This is a genomic window from Nocardioides conyzicola (assembly GCF_039543825.1).
GTDB lineage: Bacteria > Actinomycetota > Actinomycetes > Propionibacteriales > Nocardioidaceae > Nocardioides > Nocardioides conyzicola.
Genome location: NZ_BAABKM010000005.1, coordinates 97,677 through 112,787 on the forward strand (window position 1 = coordinate 97,677; position 15,111 = coordinate 112,787).

The following is a 15,111-nucleotide window of genomic DNA, read 5'->3' on the forward strand; positions in this document are numbered from 1 at the left end:
TACAGTTTCTCGCCATGGAGACCCCCCTGCCCACCGAGGTGGACGTCGTGGTCGTGGGCGCTGGTGGCGCCGGCATGACCGCTGCGCTGGCAGCCAAGTCGCGCGGTCTCGACACCGTGCTGATCGAGAAGAGCGCCTACTTCGGCGGCTCGACCGCACGCAGCGGTGGTGGGGTGTGGATCCCCAACAACTACGCGCTCAAGGCGGCCGGTCAGGGCGACGACCTGGACCTGTCGAAGCAGTACCTCGACTCGATCGTCGGCGACGTCGTCCCGAAGGTCCGCCGCGACACCTACCTGGACCGCGGCCCCGAGGTCATGGACTTCATCAAGGAGAAGACCCCGGTCCGCTTCACCTGGGTCCCGCAGTACGCCGACTACCACCCGGAGGCGCCGGGCGGCCGGCTGGCAGGCCGCTCGTCGGAGCCGATCCCGCTCGACGCGCGCTTCCTCGGCTCGGAGCTCGAGCGACTGCACCCGGCGTACACGAAGGCGCCGGCCAACCTGATCGTGACGCAGGCCGACTACCGCAAGATCAGCCTCGGCCTGCGCACCGTCCGCGGGCCGCTGACCATGGCCAAGGTGCTGCTCAAGCGGATCGTCAGCCTGATGCGCGGCCAGAAGATGTACGCGATGGGCAACGCGATCGCGATCGGCCTGCGCAAGGGCCTGATGGACGCTGGCGTGCCCGTGGCCTACGAGACCGAGCTCACGGACCTCGTCATCGAGGACGGCCGCGTCGTCGGCGTCCGCGTCCTGCGCGACGGCGCCGAGTCCGTGGTCCGCGCCCGTCGCGGCGTGATCCTCGGCAGTGGTGGCTTCGAGAAGAACCTCGAGATGCGCGAGAAGTACCAGCCCCAGCCGACCTCGGTCGACTGGACGACGGGCTCGCAGTTCAACACCGGCGGCGGCGTCCTCGCCGGCATCGCGGCCGGCGCCGAGATCGACCTGATGGACGACTCCTGGTGGGGTCCGACCATCCCGTTGCCGTCCGGTCCGTGGTTCTGCCTGGCCGAGCGCAACCTCCCGGGCTCGATCATCGTCAACCAGGCCGGCCAGCGGTTCATGAACGAGGCGCTGCCGTACGTCGAGGCCGTCCACGAGATCTACAAGGGCGAGGCCACCGGCGTCGGGCACGTCCCGGCCTGGATGATCATCGACCAGCGCTACCGCAACCGCTACCTCTTCGCCGGCCTCTCGCCGCGCCAGCCCTTCCCGGGTCGCTGGTACAAGAACGGCACCGTCAAGAAGGCCGACTCGCTGGCCGCGCTGGCCGCCGAGATCGACGTGCCCGCCGAGGCGCTCGCCGCGACCGTCGACCGCTTCAACGGCTTCGCGACCACCGGCACCGACGAGGACTTCCACCGCGGCGAGAGCGGCTACGACAAGTACTACTCCGACCCGACGGTGAAGCCGAACCCGTCCCTGCACGTCATCGACCAGGGCCCGTTCTACGCCGTGAAGATCGTCCCCGGCGACCTCGGCACCAAGGGCGGCCTCGTCACGGACGAGAAGGCGCGGGTGCTGCGCCCCGACGGCACGGCCATCCCCGGCCTGTACGCCGCCGGCAACGTCTCGTCCGCCGTGATGGGCCGCACGTACGCCGGCCCCGGGGCCACCATCGGACCCGCGCTCACGTTCGGCTACCTGGCCGCCGAGACGATCTCGCAGGAGTCCTGATGCCCATCGATCCCGACGTCGCGATCGGCGCCGAGCTCGGCTCGCTCGACTTCTCGTGGTCCGAGAGCGACGTGCTGCTTTACCACCTCGGCATCGGCGCGACCGACCTCTCCTACACGCTGGAGACCGCGGGGCTGCAGGTGCTGCCGTCGTTCGGCGTCGTCGCGCCGACCTTCCACGCCTCCGACCCGCCGCCGCTCGACCTCCCCGGGTGCGACATCAACCTCGCCCAGGTGGTGCACGGCTCCCAGACGATCGAGGTCGCCGGGCCGCTGCCCACCTCGGGCTCGGCCACCGTGACGACCCGGATCAGCGAGATCTGGGACAAGGGCAAGGCCGCGGTCATCTGGCAGGAGGGCACCGCCACCTCACCGTCGGGCGAGCACCTGTGGACCACCCGCTCCTCGATCTTCGTCAAGGGCGAGGGCGGCTGGGGCGGCGACCGCGGGTCGTCGACACCCGTCGAGATCCCCGACCGTGCGCCCGACGCGGACGCGACGTACGACGTGACGCCGCAGCAGGCCCTGCTCTACCGGCTCTGCGGCGACCGCAACCCGCTGCACGCCGACCCGGAGTTCGCGAAGGCCGCCGGCTTCCCGGCGCCCATCCTGCACGGCCTCTGCTCCTACGGGATCGTGCTGCGCACCCTCACCGAGGAGCTGCTCGACGGCGACGCGACCCGGGTGGCGGGCTTCGGCGTGAAGTTCGCGGGCGTGATCTTCCCCGGCGAGACGATGCGGGTCCGCGGCTGGCGCGAGGAGGGGCGGATCATCGGCTCCGCGACCGTCTCCGGCGGCGAGCGCGACGGCGCTCCGGTCCTCGGCGACGTGGTCCTGACGACGACCTAGGACCTGGTCGATTCCGCCCCTCGACGGGCGCGCGCTGTGCGAAGGTGAGGGCGTCGCGCCGGGGTGGAGGATCAGATGACCAGAGGTCGTACGCGCACCAAGAAGCCCAACAGCTCGTCCACGTCCTCGTCGACGTCCACCGACGAGGCGAAGAGCGGCGGTTCGGGTCCGGCCCGACCGGTGCCGCTCGCGATCGGCGGCCACCGGGCCAAGGGTCCCTCCTCGGACGAGGAGAAGAGCGGCGGAGGGGCCTCGATCGCGCAGATGCAGTCGTGGGCGCGCGCCAGGCCCTCCGGCGCTCCCCACGGCCGGGCCGTGATCGGCGGCAGCCGCGCCGGCGGTACGCGGGACGACGCCAAGGACGGCGGCCACGCCGAGCACGAGGAGTTCGAGTCCGAGGGCGAGGACGAGAAGGCCCACGACACCTCGAGCTCCACCTCTACCTCCACCTCCACGTCGACCTCCAGCTCCAGCTCCAGCAGTGCCCAGAAGTCGTGGCGCGAGGACGCCAAGGACGGCGGCCACGCCGAGCACGAGGAGTTCGAGTCCGAGGGCGAGGACGAGAAGGCCCACGACACCTCGAGCTCCACCTCCACCTCCACGTCGACCTCCAGCTCCAGCTCCAGCAGCGCCCAGCAGTCGTGGCGCGAGGACGCCAAGGACGGCGGCCACGCCGAGCACGAGGAGCTCGAGTCCGAGGGCGAGGACCGCAAGGAGGACGAGGCGGAGTCCGCCTTCGAGTCCGAGGGCGCCGAGGCGGAGTCCGAGGGTGACGACGAGGTCAAGGACGGCAGGCGCCGCCGCGACTAGCCAGGCTTGCGGGCCACCACGTAGAGCCGCTGCGACGTCTCACCGCGGTGGGTGAGCGGTCCGCGGAGGTACCACTCCACGTCGACCAGACCCGCCGCCTCGACGAGCGCGACCAGGTCCGTGGGCTCGTGGTAGACGAAGTCGAGGTCGACCGGCACGTCGAACCACTCGTCGTGGTGTCGTACGGCGCTGCCGGCATGCAGCGCGAGCACCAGCCAGCCACCGGGCGCGAGCGGGCGCACCAGGGCGCCCACGGCGTCGGGCAGCTCCGAGGCCGCGAGGTGGATCAGGGAGTACCACGCCAGCACCGACGACCAGCCGGTCGCGGTGGTCGGCCGCATCAGCTGGCGCAGGTCGCCGACCTCGTAGGTCCCCTCGGGGAACCGGCGCCGGGCCTGCTCGACCATCTCCCGCGACAGGTCGATGCCCATGGCGTCTGTACCCGCGTCGGCGAGGTACGCCGTGATGTGGCCCGGCCCGCAGCCCACCTCCACCACCGGTCCCCCGTCGGCGTGCGCGGCCACCCGGTCGAGCAGCCAGCGCTCGAAGGGCAGGCCGCTCACCTCGTTGACGAGCTCGTCGGCGTAGGCCGCGGCGACCGCGTCGTACGACGTCCGCACCCGCGCGTCGCGGGCCGCGCCGCCCTCCGCCAGCACGCTCTCGCGGTCGACGGCGGGTGCCGCCACGACCGCGGCGGCCTCGGGTTGGTCACCGAGCAGGTGCCTCCACCGGCTGTCCCGGTCGCCGCCGCGACGCGGCAGCTCGACCACCAGCCCACGCTCCGCCATGCGGCGCAGCGTCTCCTCGACCGCGCCGCGGTCGGAGAAGCCGTGCAGCCGCTCGGTCCGACTCCTCAGCTCACCGGGAGCCTGCGGCCCGCGCAGCAGCAGCACCGTGACCAGCGCGTGCTCGTCCTCGGCCAGCTGCAGCTGCTCGTCGAGCGTCTGGTGGTACTTCAGCGTCCGTCGCCCGGTCGCGGCCCACACGATCCGCACCAGGCCCCGGTCCTTGAGCCGCCGGGCCGTCTGCTCGACGGTCTGCTCGTCGTACGACGTGACCGGGTCGCGGCTGCTGGACTGGTTGCAGGCGGTGTGGAGGGCGTTGAGCGACAGCGGGTACGACGCCGGCACGGTCACCTGCTTCTCCAGCAGGCTGCCGAGGACGCGCTGTTCTTCGGTGTCGAGCACTGGCAGTTCGGCCACGCCTCGACCCTACTGACCCGCCACACTGTCCTGGTGCCCGCCGACCCGATCCAGCGACTCCTCGCGGATCCCCCGGACCTCCCGGTCCGCGCCGGGCTCGACGAGATCGCGGCGGCGCTCCGGACCGCGGGGACCGCGGTCGTCCAGGCACCTCCCGGCACCGGCAAGACCACCCTCGTCCCCCCGGCGGTCGCCGCCCTGGTGGACGGCAAGGTCATCGTCACCCAGCCGCGCCGGATCGCGGCGCGCGCCGCGGCCCGGCGCCTGGCACAGCTGCTGGGCGAGCCGGTCGGCGAGACCGTCGGCTACTCGGTGCGCGGCGACCGCTCGGTCGGCGCGCGCACCCGGATCGAGGTCGTGACGACCGGGGTGCTGCTCCGCCGCCTCCAGCGCGACCCCGAGCTGCGCGGCATCGCCGCGGTCGTCCTCGACGAGGTCCACGAGCGCCAGCTCGACGCCGACCTCACGCTCGCGATGCTGGTCGACGTCCGCGCCCACCTCCGCCCCGACCTCCTGCTGGTCGCCATGTCGGCCACCGTGGAGGCCGAGCGCACCGCCGGCCTCCTCGGTCACGCACCGGTGGTGACGGTGCCAGGCGCGCTCCACCCCGTCACCGAGGTCTGGTGCCCCCTGCCGACCGGGGTACGCCGCAGCGACGACCGCGGCCTCACGCCCCGGTTCCTCGACCACGTCGCCGCCTGCGTACGACGAGCGCTGGTCGAGCAGGCCGGCGACGTCCTGGTGTTCCTGCCCGGCGTGGGCGAGGTGTCGGCGGTCGTGGGCCGGCTGGCCGGCGCGGAGGCCGACGTGCGTCCGCTGCACGGGCGGTTGCCACCCCGCGAGCAGGACCTCGCCCTCACCGCGGGCGACCGGCGGCGGGTGGTCGTCTCCACCGCCGTCGCCGAGTCGTCGCTGACCGTCCCCGGCGTCCGCACGGTCGTCGACGCCGGGCTGTCGCGCCAACCACGCACCGACCACCGCCGCGGCCTGGCCGGCCTCGTCACGGTCAGCGTCAGCAGGGCGGCCGCCGAGCAACGAGCGGGCCGGGCGGGCCGCGAGGGGCCGGGCGCCGTCTACCGCTGCTGGTCCCAGGCCGAGCACGCCCACCTGCCGCCCCACCCGGAGCCGGAGATCGCGACGGCCGACCTCACGTCGTTCGCGCTGGAGATCGCCACCTGGGGTCACCCCGATCCGTCCGGTCTGGCGCTGATGGACCAACCGCCCGCTTCGGCGATGGCCGCCGCCCGCGCCACGCTCGCCGGCCTGGGCGCGGTCGAGGAGGACGGCTCGGTGACGGACCGGGGTCGTGACATCGCGCAGGTGGCCGCCGACCCGCGGCTGGCCCGGGCGCTCCTCGACGGCGCCGAGGCCGTCGGGGCGCGGCGGGCCGCCGAGGTCGTGGCCCTGCTGTCGGAGGACGTGCGCGCCCCCGGGGCCGACCTGGTCGCGGCCCTCCGGTCGGTCCGCCGGGGCGGGCCCGGGGCGCCTGCATGGGCGGCGGCGGTCACGCAGCTGCAGGCCTCGCTGCCCGCCTCGCAGCGCGGGTCCGGCGAGCGAATGACCGACGACGTCGCCGTCGGGTTGGTCGTCGCACTCGCGCACCCCGACCGCATCGCCAGGCTGCGGCCGGGCGGTACGGCGTACCTGATGACCTCGGGGACCGGTGCCGTGCTCGCGCCGGGATCGGCGCTCGCCGGGCAGCCGTGGCTGGCGATCGCGGACGCGGACCGAAGGCCGGGCGTCCGCGACGCGACGATCCGGTCGGCGGCACCCCTCGCCGAGGACCTCGCCCTGGAGGCGGCCACCGCGATGTGGCACGAGTCCGACGAGGTGGGGTGGACGGACGGTCGGGTGGTCGCCCGCCGGGTCGTCGCGCTCGGCGCCATCGAGCTCTCCTCGGTCCCGATCAACGACCCCCCACCCGAGCTGGTGGCCGCCGCCGTCCGTGACGGCCTGCGCCAGGAGGGGCTGACCGTCCTGCCGTGGACCGAGGCGGCGACGGCGCTCCGGCACCGGATGGCCTTCCTGCACCGGACCCTGGGCGCCCCCTGGCCGGACGTGTCCGACGAGGCGCTGACCTCGAGCATCGAGACCTGGTTGGGTCCCGAGCTGGCCCGGATCCGCGGCACCCGCGACCTGCGCCGGATCGACGTGACCTCCGCCCTGCGCCGGCTGCTGCCGTGGCCCGAGGCCGGCCGCCTCGACGAGCTCGCGCCCGAGCGGGTGACGGTGCCGAGCGGATCAGCCGTGCGGGTGGCGTACGACGGCGACCAGCCGGTCCTCGCGGTCCGCATCCAGGAGGTTTTCGGCTGGACCGCCGCACCGGCCCTGGCCGACGGTCGGGTCCCGCTCCTGCTGCACCTGCTCTCCCCCGCTCGACGACCGGCTGCCGTCACGGCCGACCTGGCGTCGTTCTGGCGCTCCGGCTACCCGCAGGTCCGCTCGGAGCTGCGCGGCCGCTACCCCAAGCACGCGTGGCCCGAGGACCCGACGGACGAGCCACCGCGGCGCGGCGTACGGCGCTAGCTCGTCACCAGCGGCAGGAAGACCTCGTCGACGATCGCGACCATGACGTCGTCCGGCACCGGACCCAGGCGCATCAGCGCCTCGTGGCGGAAGAGGTCGAACGCGACCGTCACCACCCGCGGCGTCAGCCGCTCGGGATCGACCTCGCCTCGCTCGACCGCGCGCTCGATGATCTCGTCGAGCACGGTCGGTCCGTCCTCCAGGACCAGGCGGCGCAGGTCGTACGGCGCCGTGCCCGTCTCGAGGAAGTAGCCGCCGAGGAACGCGATCATCAGCGCCATCAGCCCGATCCGCTTGTCGTTGGTGTGGCGCATCACGGTCAGCATGTCGTCGCGCAGGCTGCCGGTGTCGGGCGCCGTCGCCCTGTCCCGGCGCCCGACGAAGGTGATCGCAGCCTCGGTGAGCTCGCGCTTGGTGGCCCAGCGCCGGTAGACCACCGTGCGGCTGGTCTCCGCGCGCTGCGCGACGGCATCGACCGTGAGCGCGCCATAGCCGACCTCGGCGAGCTCGTCCCACGTCGCCTGGAGGAGTGCCTCCTCCAGCTCGGCGCCGCGCCGACGCCGTACGACGGACTGCTCTTGAAGATCCATTTGCGTATCTTATCGCGTCGACCTAGTCTGACGCCAAGAGACAGTCGCGTATCTAATTCGGAGCCCTCATGTCCCAGCAGACCGCCGCGCAGGCACCCGCCGCCGGCCTCGACCCGCAGCTCAAGCGGATCGCCGCCGCACTGATCACCGGCGCCATCGCCGTCATCCTCGACACCACCATCGTGAGCGTCGCGATCCACGAGCTCGGCACCGACCTCGACGCGTCGGTGAGCACGATCCAGTGGGTCAGCACGGCGTACCTGCTGGCCATGTTCGTCGCCATCCCGGTCACCGGCTGGGCGCAGAGCCGGGTCGGTGGCAAGCGGCTGTGGCTCGCCGCCCTGACGCTCTTCCTGCTCGGCTCGGTCCTGTGCGCCTGTGCCTGGAACGTCGAGAGCCTGATCGCGTTCCGGGTCGTCCAGGGCCTCGGCGGCGGCCTGATGATGCCCCTGATGACGACGCTGCTGATCCAGGCTGCACACGGGCAGAACCTCGGCCGGCTGATGGCCGCGGTCAGCCTGCCGGCCGCGCTCGGTCCGATCCTCGGCCCGGTGATCGGCGGCCTGATCCTCAACTACCTGTCGTGGCCGTGGCTCTTCCTCGTCAACGTCCCGCTCTGCGTCGTCGGCCTCGTCCTCGCCGTCCGGCTGCTGCCCTCCGACAGCGCATCGGCGAGCCGGGTGCCGCTGGACCTGGTCGGGCTCACCTTGGTCTCCCCCGGCGTCGTCGGCGTCATCTACGGCCTCTCCAACGTCGGCGGCGAGGGCGGCTTCGGCCGCACCGACGTGCTCGCGCCGCTCCTGGTCGGGCTCGCCCTGCTCGCTGCCTTCGCGGCCTGGTCGATGCGCGCGGGTGACCGGGCGCTGGTCGACGTACGCCTCTTCCGGCACCGGGCGCTGACGTCGTCGTCGGCGCTGCTCTTCCTCGCGGGCCTCGGACTGTACGGATCGATGCTGCTGCTGCCGCTCTACTGGCAGCAGGTCCGCGGCGAGGACGCCCTCGGCGCGGGTCTGCTGCTGATCCCCCAGGGCGTCGGCGCGCTGCTGTCGCGCTCCCTCGCCGGCCGGCTCACGGACAGCATCGGCGGCCGCTGGGTCGCCGTCGGCGGCTTCGCCGTGCTCGCGGTCGCGACCGTGCCGTTCGCCTTCGTCACCGCCACGACCAGCGACTGGCTGCTGATGGGCGCGCTCCTCGTGCGCGGCCTCGGCTTCGGCGCCGTCACGATCCCGCTGATGACGGGTGCGTACGTCGGCCTCGAGCGCGAGGAGGTGCCGCACGCGAGCATCATCACCCGGGTCGCGATGCAGCTGGGCGGCTCCTTCGGCGTCGCCGTGCTCGCGGTCATCCTGGCCAGCAACGCCGCGGGCGCGACGTCGGCCGACGACGTGGCGGCGGCGTTCGACGTGGCCTTCTGGTGGGCGATCGGCTTCACGGTGCTCGCGGTCGGCCTCTCCTTCCTGCTGCCCAAGCGCCCGGCCCGGGCCGCCGCCTGACGTCAGGACATCAGCGCCGGGTCCAGGAAGGCGTCGAACCCGAGGATGCGGCCGTCCGCGGCGAAGGACAGCACCGACACGCTGTGCGCGAGGAACGCGCCGACCTCCTCGTCCCAGACGTACTTCTCGACCGCCGGCTGGCCGTTGGCCGTGGTGACCCGGCACGACCAGCGCCGGCCGGGACGCAGGGGGTACGCCGCGATGAAGTCCGCGACCGCGGCTCGTCCGGCGTACCACTCACCGAAGGGCGGCATCGCCATCACCACGTCGTCGGCGAGCAGCGCGACGACCGCGCCGACGTCCGCTCGCTCCCACGCCGCGACGAACGCCGCCACGGAGGCGCGGACGTGCTCGTCGCCGAGGTCGCGGAGCACGCGCTGCTGGCTGCGGTCGGGCAGCCGTTCGCGCATCGTGACCCGCGCCCGCTGGAGGGCGCTGTTGGCCGCCGCCACGGAGGTGTCCAGCGCGACGGCGACCTCCGCAGCCGGCATGGCGAGGACGTCGCGCATCACCAGCACGGCTCGCTGCAAGGCGGGCAGGTGCTGGAGGGCGGCGACGAAGGCGAGCTCGACCGACTCCTTCTGCTCGTAGACCGCGTCCACGGGCGACGACTCCCAGACCAGGCCGGCGCCGGGCAGCGGGCCGAGCCAGACCGTCTCGGTGAGCGGCGGGCCCACGCCGAGCGCCGGGTCGCCCGCCGGCGACAGGTCGACCGGCCGCAGGCGGCGCCCGCGGCGCTCGATCTCGCGCAGGCAGACGTTGGTCGCGACCGTGAAGAGCCAGGTCCGCAGGGCGCTGCGGCCCTCGAACCGGTCGAGGCTCTTCCACGCGCGGATCAACGTCTCCTGCACGGCGTCCTCGGCGTCGTGGGAGGAGGCGAGCATCCGGTAGCAGTGCAGCAGCAGCCCGGGGCGCAACGGCGCGACCAGCGCATCGAACGCCCCCGAGTCGCCCCCGCGGGCGGCACCGAGCAGGTCAGTCTCGCCGGTCGCCGTCATGACGTCCTCCCCTCGAACCTGCCGACTACACGTGCGGTCGTCTGCTCAGGGGGATCATCGCACCGCTCGCCGACGGTCCACGCGAACCGCTGGAAGGCCGGCAGCTCCCCGAGCCCGGCGGTGTCGCCGTCGACGACGTGCAGGAACGTGACCCCGTCGGCGAGGACCATCGACTGGTAGGTGAACCCGCCCGGACGTACGGCGTCGAGCTCCTCGAACACCTCGCGCACCAGCTGCTCGTTCAGCTCGGCGCACTCGGGGCGGACCCGGTAGCGCACCACCATCCTGCTCATGCCGCCACCGCCACGGCCGGTACGTCGGCGCGACGCCGCGCCGGGAGCGCGAGCCCGGCGAGGGCACCCGCGAAGGAGAGCCCAGCCGCCGTGACGATCGCGGGCGTGAACCCGTCGACGAACTCGGCGGGCGACCCGTAGCCGCCGTACGCGCCGAAGACGGCAACGGTCAGCGAGACCCCGAAGACCCCGCCCAGCTCGCGCATGGTGCTGTTGATCCCGGACGCGGTCCCCACGTCGCGGTCCTCGACCGCGGCGATCACCGCGCTCTGTCCGCAGGGCACTGCCATCGACACACCGATGCCACCGATCACGAAGGGCCCCAGGGCGTCCAGGTAGTCGCCCCCGGCCGTCACCGTGCCGGCGAACCACAGCATGGCGGCAGCCTGGATCGTCAGGCCCGCGACGAGCAGGGGACGCTCGCCGATCCGGTCGGCGAGCGTCCCGGCGATCGGCGCCACCACGATGAACGTGCCGGTCCAGGCCATCAGCCGGAGCCCGGCCTCCAGTGCGCTGTCGCCGAACGCGAACTGCAGCAGCTGCCCGTAGAAGAACACCGCCGAGAAGAGCGAGGCGAGCGTCAGGAACGCCGCGACGTTGCCGGCGATGAAGCCGCGGCGGGCGAGCAGGGCTCCGGGCACCAGGGGGCGCAGGGCGCGTCGCTCCCAGGCCACGAAGGCGCCCAGCAGCGCGACCCCGAGGACGGAGGTGGCGACGACCTCGGTGGAGCTCCAGCCCTCGGTGGTGCTGCGGACCATCGCCCACACCAGAGCGAGGCAGCCGCCGCCGAGGAGCGCGACCCCAGGTACGTCGAGGGTGCTGTCGGGCACCCGCACCTCGGGCACGTAGCGGAGCACGAGGGGTACGGCGAGCAGCCCGATCGGCACGTTGACCCAGAAGATCCAGTGCCAGTCCAGGCCACCGACGACCAGGCCGCCGAGCAGGGGTCCGCAGGCGACGGCGATGCCGGTGACGGCGCTGTAGAGGCCGACCGCCTGGCCGCGACGCTCGGCGGGGAAGGCACCGGTGAGCAACGCCAGGCCGAGCGTGAGGACCAGCGCACCCCCGGCGCCCTGGGCCGCCCGCATCGCGATCAGCACGCCGGCACCTCCGGCGAGGGCACAGCCCAGCGATGCGACCGCGAAGAGGCCGATGCCGATCGCGTAGCAGCGGGCCCGGCCGAAGCGGTCGCCGAGCACCGCGGCCGGCACCAGCAGCACCGCGAGAGTGAGGTTGTAGGCGTTGACCGTCCACTCGAGCTGCGGCAGCGAGGCGCCGAGGTCGCCGCGGATGGTCGGGATCGCCGTGGAGACCACCAGCGTGTCGATGGCGGCCATGAAGGAGCCGATCGAGGTGAGCACGATGACCCACCGACGGTGTCGGGCGTCGAGCATGAGGTCCTCCAGGGGTGGCAGCACGGGTTGCCGCCTTCTCTCCCTGTGATCCGGCTCGGACGCCGAACTCATCGACCGGTCAGTGGCCCGCCAGCCAGGTGACCGCGCCGAGGTCCGGGTCCCACCGGCGCAGCTCGGTCAGGGTCAACACCTCGTCGCGGTGCCCGAGGACGTCGAGAGCCAGCTGGACGCTGCTGCGATCCACCCGGCGCGCCAGCGTGACGTGCGGGAGCCACCCGACGTGCTGCCGGTCCGGCACCTGCACGCGCACGGCGAGCGCCCGTCGTACGACGTCGTCGTCGAGATCGAGGGCCCGCGCGATCGTGACCCTGTCGCCGCCCAGGAGCAGCACCCCGGATGCTCGGGCCCGCACCGGCAGCAGCGAGCCGAGGCGGGTCCGCGCCACGTCGACGGCGGCCTCGGGCAGCTCGGGCGCCGACACGACGGTGACGTGCGGCGCGTTGGTCGGGCTCCGGTGGTCCAGCTGCGAGGGCAGCCCGGCGTCACGCAGCGCCTGCCAGTCGCGGCGCACCAGCTCCTGGCCGGCCTCGTCGGGGACGAGCTCGAGGGCGTGCAGCTTCGGCATCAGGTCGTGGCCTGGACGAGTGCTTCCACCATGCCCCGAACCTAGCCATACTCCGGGCATGCCCCTCCTCGACAGCTGGACGCAGTCCTCCCACACCACCGACGGGGTCACCCACCCGACGTACCGCAAGGGGACGGGACCCGGCGTCATCGTGGTCCACGAGATCCCCGGCCTCACCCCGGAGGTCATCGGGTTCGCGGAGGAGGTCGTCGCGGCCGGCTTCACGGTCGTGCTGCCGCACCTCTTCGGGACGCCCGAGCGGCCGATGTCCCCGGCGTACATCGGCAAGGTGCTGCCCAAGCTCTGCGTCAGCCGGGAGTTCACCACGATGGCCATCGGACGGACGTCGCCGATCGCGGTCTGGCTGCGGTCGCTGGCCCGCGAGCTGCACGAGGAGCTGGGCGGTCCCGGAGTCGGCGCCCTCGGCATGTGCTTCACCGGCGGCTTCGCGCTCGCGATGATGGTCGACACCTCGGTCGCCGCACCGGTGCTCGCGCAGCCGTCGCTGCCCTTCCCCGTCGGACGGAAGCGAGCCGCCGACCTCAACCTCTCCCCCGCCGACCTCGCCGACGTGCGTGCCCGGGCCGCCGGCGGCTGTCAGGTGCTCGGCCTGCGCTACCGCGGCGACGCGGCCGTCGGCACCCGCTTCGACACGCTCACCGACGAGATCGGCGACGCGTTCATCCGCGTCGAGTTCGACGGCAAGGGCCACTCGACGCTCACCGAGCACCGCCAGCAGGAGGGCGTCGACCGCGTGCTCGCGTTCTTCGCGGAGAAGCTCCGATGACCGCTCGTCGCGGGCTCTTCGTCGCACCGTTCGACGCGCTCGCTGACCCCAGAGTGATCGGCGACCTCGCCGCCCGGGCCGAGGCGGCCGGCTGGGAGGGCTTCTTCCTCTGGGACCACCTCCAGTACCGCGATGGCGTCACCGACATCGCCGACGTGTGGACCTGCTGCGCCGTCGTCGCCATGCGCACCTCTCGGCTGCTCCTCGGACCCATGGTGACGCCGCTCGCGCGCCGGCGGCCGCAGGTGCTGGCCCGGCAGGCGGCGTCGCTCGCGCAGCTGTCGTCCGGGCGCTTCGTGCTGGGCCTGGGACTCGGGGACGACTGGGTCCGCGAGTTCAGCGCGTACGGCGACGAGGAGTCGCCGCGCGTGCGCGGCGCGATGCTCGACGACGGGCTGACCGTGCTCACCGCCCTGCTGTCGGGCGAGCCGGTCGACCACGAGGGTCCCCACTTCGCGGCGCGCGGCGTCCAGCACCGCCCGGCGGCCCGGGTGCCGATCTGGCTCGCGGGGCGGTTCCCCAACGCCGTACCGCTGCGCCGGGCGGCCCGGCACGACGGCTTCTTCGTGATCGGCCTCGACGGTCCCGACGACGTGAGCGCGGTGCTCGCCGACCTCGCGGCGCAGTCGCCCCGCGACGGCTTCGAGGTCGTCATCGACCTACGCACCGAGCAGGACCACGCCCCGTGGCTCGACAGCGGCGCGACCTGGGTCCTCACCCGGATCGGGCCGTTCGACCTCGACCTCGCCGAGGTGGAGCGCTTCATCGACGCCGGCCCGAGCTGACGGTTGAATCGGGACCTGTGACCGTTGAATCGGGACCTGTGACGGCCGAGTCGGGACTTCTGTCCAGCCGATCAGCCACGCATCGTGCACAGGGCGTCGTCCGAGCGCGGTATCCACAGCTGAACGGGCGGTGACCAACCTGTCGTCGCCGTGTCCGACACGGTCGATACGTGAATCCTTGGCCCGATGAACCGTTCACCCGATCCGATCTCAGACGCCTGGGCCGCACGGACGCCGACCTCCGTCGTGGTCGACGCTCGGGCGAGGTCCGCCAGGTCGTGCGCGGCGTCTTCGCGTCCACCCTCCGCGAGGACTCGATCGAGCTCCGGGTGGCCGCGATCGCGAAGGTCGTACCCGCCCACCACGTCGTCAGCGACCGCACCGCAGCCTGGCTGCACGGCGTCGACGCCCATACGTACGGCGAGCACGACGACGTACCGCCGATCGAGTGGTGCGCGCTTCGCGGCCACGAGCCCACGACCCTCCCCGGAACCGACGGTCGCACGCGCGACCTCCAGGCATCGGACGTGATGCTGCTCCACGGCGTACGCGCGACGACTCCGCTGCGCACCGCCCTCGACCTCGGCTGCTGCCTGCGCCGCCGCGAGGCGTTCGCGACGCTGTGTGCGCTGGCGCGAGAGCACCACTTCACGCGCTCCGACCTGATCCGGGCCCTGCCGCGCTACCGACGCCGCCGAGGCGTCATCCAGCTCCGCGGGTTGGTCCCGCTGGTCGACGCCCGGTTCGAGTCGCAACGTGAGGCCTGGTGCTTCCTTGCGATCGCCGATGCGGGCATCGCGGTTCCCGAGCCGCAGGTCTGGGTCGAGATCGACGGGGTACGGACGTACCGGCTCGACCTCGCCTACCGACGGAGGCGGGTCTGCGTCGAGTACGACGGACTCGAGGCTCACGCCGGCCAGGAGTCGTACGACGAGGAACGGCGCGACTGGCTCCGCCGTCACGGCTGGACCGTGATCGTCCTCCGCGAGGGGGCCTTCAGCGGCGACGCCCTGGACGCCTGGTTGGGCGAGCTGCGGGCAGCGCTCGACCCGACGTACTCCAACCGTCGATGGTGACCGGAACTCCCGACTCAACCGTCAGAACTCCCGACTCGACGGTC

Annotated in this window: 14 protein-coding genes; 8 read left to right on the top strand and 6 right to left on the bottom strand. The window is 73.1% G+C overall.

Annotated elements, in window-relative coordinates; genetic code table 11:
* Window positions 1-14 precede the first annotated feature (14 nt).
* From kstD to ABEA34_RS22145, 3 genes are all read left to right on the top strand, one after another.
* Window positions 15-1,679 carry a 3-oxosteroid 1-dehydrogenase gene (gene kstD / locus ABEA34_RS22135; RefSeq protein ID WP_345523879.1) on the top strand — a complete coding sequence of 555 codons (1,665 nt, stop codon included), beginning with the start codon at window positions 15-17 and terminating at the stop codon, window positions 1,677-1,679.
* On the top strand, window positions 1,679-2,527 hold the full coding sequence (locus ABEA34_RS22140) for a MaoC/PaaZ C-terminal domain-containing protein (protein ID WP_345523880.1): 849 nt from the start codon (window positions 1,679-1,681) through the stop codon (window positions 2,525-2,527). Before kstD ends, ABEA34_RS22140 begins: the two co-directional genes overlap by 1 nt.
* A 75-nt stretch (window positions 2,528-2,602) precedes the next feature.
* Complete coding sequence (locus tag ABEA34_RS22145; RefSeq protein WP_345523881.1) at window positions 2,603-3,337, top strand: hypothetical protein; 735 nt, start codon at window positions 2,603-2,605, stop codon at window positions 3,335-3,337.
* On the opposite strand, the gene ABEA34_RS22150 is transcribed toward ABEA34_RS22145, so the two are convergent.
* Window positions 3,334-4,539 (bottom strand): DUF480 domain-containing protein, encoded by a 1,206-nt coding sequence (locus tag ABEA34_RS22150; protein WP_345523882.1) that lies wholly within the window; start codon window positions 4,537-4,539, stop codon window positions 3,334-3,336. The genes ABEA34_RS22145 and ABEA34_RS22150 overlap by 4 nt on opposite strands.
* A 33-nt stretch (window positions 4,540-4,572) precedes the next feature.
* Between ABEA34_RS22150 and hrpB the strand changes: the two genes are divergently transcribed.
* Entirely contained in the window at window positions 4,573-7,065 is a 2,493-nt protein-coding gene (hrpB, locus tag ABEA34_RS22155; RefSeq protein WP_345523883.1) for an ATP-dependent helicase HrpB, read from the top strand.
* On the opposite strand, the gene ABEA34_RS22160 is transcribed toward hrpB, so the two are convergent.
* Window positions 7,062-7,655, bottom strand: coding sequence for a TetR/AcrR family transcriptional regulator (locus ABEA34_RS22160; protein WP_345523885.1), 594 nt, complete (start codon window positions 7,653-7,655; stop codon window positions 7,062-7,064). The genes hrpB and ABEA34_RS22160 overlap by 4 nt on opposite strands.
* 68 nt (window positions 7,656-7,723) lie before the next feature.
* On the opposite strand from ABEA34_RS22160, the gene ABEA34_RS22165 reads away from it, so the two are divergent.
* Complete coding sequence (locus tag ABEA34_RS22165) at window positions 7,724-9,148, top strand: MDR family MFS transporter (RefSeq protein ID WP_345523886.1); 1,425 nt, start codon at window positions 7,724-7,726, stop codon at window positions 9,146-9,148.
* Between the two features lie 2 nt (window positions 9,149-9,150).
* Here the strand turns inward: ABEA34_RS22165 and ABEA34_RS22170 are convergent, their stop codons facing one another.
* The 4 genes from ABEA34_RS22170 to ABEA34_RS22185 are packed head-to-tail and all read right to left on the bottom strand — an operon-like array spanning window position 9,151 to window position 12,419.
* Window positions 9,151-10,146, bottom strand: a complete 996-nt coding sequence (locus ABEA34_RS22170) for an RNA polymerase subunit sigma-70 (RefSeq protein ID WP_345523887.1) — start codon at window positions 10,144-10,146, stop codon at window positions 9,151-9,153.
* Complete coding sequence (locus tag ABEA34_RS22175) at window positions 10,143-10,439, bottom strand: hypothetical protein (protein WP_345523888.1); 297 nt, start codon at window positions 10,437-10,439, stop codon at window positions 10,143-10,145. Before ABEA34_RS22175 ends, ABEA34_RS22170 begins: the two co-directional genes overlap by 4 nt.
* Window positions 10,436-11,857: a DHA2 family efflux MFS transporter permease subunit gene (locus ABEA34_RS22180; protein WP_345523889.1), complete on the bottom strand. Its 1,422-nt coding sequence runs from the start codon at window positions 11,855-11,857 to the stop codon at window positions 10,436-10,438. The genes ABEA34_RS22175 and ABEA34_RS22180 overlap by 4 nt, the downstream gene beginning before the upstream one ends.
* A 55-nt stretch (window positions 11,858-11,912) precedes the next feature.
* The gene (locus tag ABEA34_RS22185) at window positions 11,913-12,419 is read right to left on the bottom strand and encodes a 2'-5' RNA ligase family protein (protein WP_345523890.1); all 507 of its coding nucleotides are present in this window, start codon (window positions 12,417-12,419) and stop codon (window positions 11,913-11,915) included.
* A 58-nt stretch (window positions 12,420-12,477) separates the two neighbouring features.
* Between ABEA34_RS22185 and ABEA34_RS22190 the strand changes: the two genes are divergently transcribed.
* The 3 genes from ABEA34_RS22190 to ABEA34_RS22200 all read left to right on the top strand — a co-directional run bounded on the left by ABEA34_RS22190 (window position 12,478) and on the right by ABEA34_RS22200 (window position 15,067).
* Window positions 12,478-13,206: a dienelactone hydrolase family protein gene (locus tag ABEA34_RS22190; RefSeq protein ID WP_345523892.1), complete on the top strand. Its 729-nt coding sequence runs from the start codon at window positions 12,478-12,480 to the stop codon at window positions 13,204-13,206.
* Window positions 13,203-13,991, top strand: coding sequence for an LLM class flavin-dependent oxidoreductase (locus ABEA34_RS22195; protein ID WP_345523893.1), 789 nt, complete (start codon window positions 13,203-13,205; stop codon window positions 13,989-13,991). The genes ABEA34_RS22190 and ABEA34_RS22195 overlap by 4 nt, the downstream gene beginning before the upstream one ends.
* Before the next feature lie 170 nt (window positions 13,992-14,161).
* Window positions 14,162-15,067 (top strand): DUF559 domain-containing protein, encoded by a 906-nt coding sequence (locus ABEA34_RS22200; RefSeq protein ID WP_345523894.1) that lies wholly within the window; start codon window positions 14,162-14,164, stop codon window positions 15,065-15,067.
* Window positions 15,068-15,111: the final 44 nt, after the last annotated feature.

What these genes read in the sequence shown, in the direction of transcription:
- kstD (WP_345523879.1), top strand. Translation starts at nt 15, where the DNA reads ATGGAGACCCCCCTGCCCACCGAGGTGGACGTCGTGGTCGTGGGCGCT.
- ABEA34_RS22140 (WP_345523880.1), top strand. Translation starts at nt 1,679, where the DNA reads ATGCCCATCGATCCCGACGTCGCGATCGGCGCCGAGCTCGGCTCGCTC.
- ABEA34_RS22145 (WP_345523881.1), top strand. Translation starts at nt 2,603, where the DNA reads ATGACCAGAGGTCGTACGCGCACCAAGAAGCCCAACAGCTCGTCCACG.
- ABEA34_RS22160 (WP_345523885.1), bottom strand. Translation starts at nt 7,655, where the DNA reads ATGGATCTTCAAGAGCAGTCCGTCGTACGGCGTCGGCGCGGCGCCGAG.
- ABEA34_RS22165 (WP_345523886.1), top strand. Translation starts at nt 7,724, where the DNA reads ATGTCCCAGCAGACCGCCGCGCAGGCACCCGCCGCCGGCCTCGACCCG.
- ABEA34_RS22170 (WP_345523887.1), bottom strand. Translation starts at nt 10,146, where the DNA reads ATGACGGCGACCGGCGAGACTGACCTGCTCGGTGCCGCCCGCGGGGGC.
- ABEA34_RS22175 (WP_345523888.1), bottom strand. Translation starts at nt 10,439, where the DNA reads ATGAGCAGGATGGTGGTGCGCTACCGGGTCCGCCCCGAGTGCGCCGAG.
- ABEA34_RS22185 (WP_345523890.1), bottom strand. Translation starts at nt 12,419, where the DNA reads ATGCCGAAGCTGCACGCCCTCGAGCTCGTCCCCGACGAGGCCGGCCAG.
- ABEA34_RS22190 (WP_345523892.1), top strand. Translation starts at nt 12,478, where the DNA reads ATGCCCCTCCTCGACAGCTGGACGCAGTCCTCCCACACCACCGACGGG.
- ABEA34_RS22195 (WP_345523893.1), top strand. Translation starts at nt 13,203, where the DNA reads ATGACCGCTCGTCGCGGGCTCTTCGTCGCACCGTTCGACGCGCTCGCT.